This window comes from Candidatus Aegiribacteria sp., assembly GCA_021108435.1.
Classification (GTDB): Bacteria; Fermentibacterota; Fermentibacteria; order Fermentibacterales; family JCC-6; genus Aegiribacteria.
On sequence record JAIOQY010000155.1, the window covers coordinates 1 to 2,397 of the forward strand.

At 46.5% G+C, this 2,397-nt stretch carries 2 protein-coding genes; both read right to left on the reverse strand.

Features of this window, described 5'->3' with window-relative positions; genetic code table 11:
• Positions 1–864, reverse strand: an 864-nt coding sequence (locus K8R76_08685; protein ID MCD4848252.1) for a carboxypeptidase regulatory-like domain-containing protein, incomplete at its 3' end; no start/stop codon positions are given.
• On the reverse strand, positions 864–2,135 hold the full coding sequence (locus tag K8R76_08690) for a T9SS type A sorting domain-containing protein (protein MCD4848253.1): 1,272 nt from the start codon (positions 2,133–2,135) through the stop codon (positions 864–866). The genes K8R76_08690 and K8R76_08685, both read right to left, overlap by 1 nt.
• Between the last annotated feature and the right edge of the window lie 262 nt (positions 2,136–2,397).

Sequence of the window (2,397 nt, forward strand, 5' to 3'; positions counted from 1 at the left end):
TGTAAAGGTGCAGAAATATACTCCTGCAGAAAGGGGTCTCCCGCTGTCATCTGTGCCATTCCAGATCACTGAATAATCACCTGCGGACTGATGATCGCTGAACAGATCTCTAACACGGTGCCCGCTGATGTCAAAGACCGTCAGCTGAACGGAACAGGCTCCTGAAAGCTCATAATGAATTTCGGTTTGTTCTACAAAGGGGTTCGGGTAGCTGTACAGAAGGAAAGTCTCAGGTGAAATTTCTGTATCCCCTATCGATGTCTCGTAAATTGTGATATCGAGTGTTGTCTCGGTTCCATAAAGTATCTCAACATCTTCGAACAGCTGGTTTTCATACCCTTCCAGGGAAACCGATACATCGTAGGATCCCGGATCCAGATTCAAACCGTAATATCCGCTTTCATCGGGGCTCACCGATGCCCCGTCAGCCTCTATCAGAACATCCTGTAGATCTCCGGAGCCGCTGAACAGGGTTACCGAACCAAGCAGATGGCTGGGAAGTATTCCTTCTATCATCTCGATTGTGTCGATGATCATATTTGAAATATCAACTACATTCAGAATAAGAGTATCCTGTTCGATCTGGATTTCACAGAAGTGATTAACCTTCTTTGTCAGCATAACATTGGGATAACCTGAATAGGGTGGATAGAGAGGGGCGCCTCCACCACCGACCGTCAGATGAAACACTCCATTTCTGCAGGCTTTTGCATAGTAATGGTTGTGTCCTCCGAACACTATTTGCACTCCGTACTGCTCGCAGAGAGGCTGCAGTAATTCCTGCACATCGCTGTTGTTCTCCTGATGTCCAGAGGATCCTCCCGTCATGGATAATTCATATGCATACTGCAATTCTGGAATCATTACAGCATAATACACCTTTGAATTTGAACGGATGAACCAGACTGCAGACGGTACAGATAGATTCCCGGACAACAGTCTTCAGCGTTGAATACCACCGTATGATAGCCTTTCTGGAGTTCTCCATCCAGAAGGGTCTCAACCAATCGTCCGGACAGATCGAACACCTGAAGAACAGTTCGACCCGGCTCCATCAGCTGGAAGCAGAATGTTGTCGAACCCGAAAATGGATTCGGGAATGCCGGTTCAAGTAAAACACCGGCCTGCAGTTCAGAGGCTATCTCTATCCCTGTCATAGCTTCGCCAAGGAAAAGGAACTCCTGAATGAATCGATGTATATTCATTTGATGTGTTGTACTTTCAAGGCTCTGAAAGACATGGTCTATCCCAAGTGCCGCAAGTGTATCCGAATAGCTGCAATTGCATGCGTAAACGCCTGCCCACTCATCATTTATACCACAGTCAATGAATATATCCAAACCAATTGGCGGGGATATTTCCTTGACCATATGCGCGGGATTGAACAGCTCCCACAGAGCATATACGGAATCAATTATCATCCCGTTTTCATCAAGGACGAAATCCACTGAATCGGGAGCATTGAGATTTGGAGAGTAACCTCCAGCTGATAGAAACAAAGCATCCGTGTAGGAGCCATTTCCCCAGTCGTATGTGTAAGGCGGCTCCGATTCAGGGCATTCTTCCAGAACTTCAGTTACAAACAAGGGCAATGCGACCTGCAAATCCTGAAATCCGGCATGTGAAGCAACCGCCTTGTAGCGGTCAGTATGTTCCAGAGCGATTCGCATGGAACCTCCGGCGCCCATGGAATGTCCTGCGATACATCGGTACTCCGGATCTGAAACAACACAGAAAGAACTTTCAATGAAGTTCACAAGATCATATACAACAAAATCCTCGTAATCTCCATAGAGTTCTGAGTTCACCCACATACAGCCATTATACGGTTGACACCATCCATCCGGCTTAACTACAATCACAGGCTGGATCTGCTGGGATGATATCAGACTGTCCAATGCGAATTTTGTGGACCATGAATCCTGTGTATATGTAGCACCCCAGGCGTGCAGCCAGTATATCACAGGATAGTCGATGGATCCACCAGGATCGTAGCCTTCCGGCAGGTAGATCCGCATCCATCTCTCAAAACCCAGTGACGGAGGAACAAAAGATGTGTCACTCCAGGTTCCATCAGCAAATGCAATAACTGGAATTATCAGAAACAGACCGAAAGCACAAGAAAATACCTTCATCACACCACCCCCCCCTGTATGACCAGTATCTTTCTTTCAATACTTCAGCATCCGGTACGGAACTGTCAGTATTGAACACACAGAGGTGTTACGTAAGCATGTGTCTGGTATTCTTCCAACCGGACCAATATCTGCTATTGATTGTATATGAATACTCTATACTTGTGTCAATAACACCATCATAGCGCATTCATCAACATCCTCAGGACTGTCAATTACAGGAGAATCAGAACGGAAGCAGCAGGATCGACGTGACATGCTC